Here is a 505-nt window from a genome sequence, read left to right as displayed (position 1 = left end):
TGTTGGCGGAAGGAGGAGTGTCCATGAAGAAAACTACGAGGGAACAATGTGAGGAAGTCATAGCAGCCAGGGTAGAATGGCTGGTAACCCGATGGCAGGAAGATAAGACTCAGGAAGAAAAGAAAGCAGACCACAAGCTGAACGAACGGATGGACCATTGGATGAAGGAAATCACCAAGGAGCAGAGGGATGCCATAGAGGATTGTATTGATGACATGCTGGATGGAAATGGGATGTGTCAGATGTATCTGTATGAGGAAGGGGTGAAGGATGGGATACGATTGATGAAGATGATTCGGGATATGTGATAGTATGTTTTGAGGGTAGCCGTCATATTATGTGGCGGCTTTTTGTTTGTTTGGAGAAGAAAAACGAGGCGAAAAAAATCAAATACATGCTGTACCTGTACAAAAAAATATATGCTACGCCAAGGGTGGAGTCTGTCTATCCGGTGGGCCATGCCCTGGCCCATGGTGGCCTGCCAAGAAGTACCCAATGGAATATC

Annotated in this window: 1 protein-coding gene; it reads left to right on the top strand. The window is 46.3% G+C overall.

The window, feature by feature from the left end; all coding sequences use genetic code 11:
* Positions 1-23 precede the first annotated feature (23 nt).
* Complete coding sequence (locus LI015_RS28035) at positions 24-308, top strand: DUF6809 family protein (protein WP_227126786.1); 285 nt, start codon at positions 24-26, stop codon at positions 306-308.
* Positions 309-505 lie beyond the last annotated feature (197 nt).

The sequence above is a fragment of the Enterocloster sp. 210928-DFI.2.20 genome (assembly GCF_020554465.1).
Lineage (GTDB): Bacteria > Bacillota > Clostridia > Lachnospirales > Lachnospiraceae > Enterocloster > Enterocloster bolteae.
The sequence above is the reverse complement of the archived record's forward strand: the minus strand, read 5'-3'. Positions and strand labels throughout refer to the sequence as shown.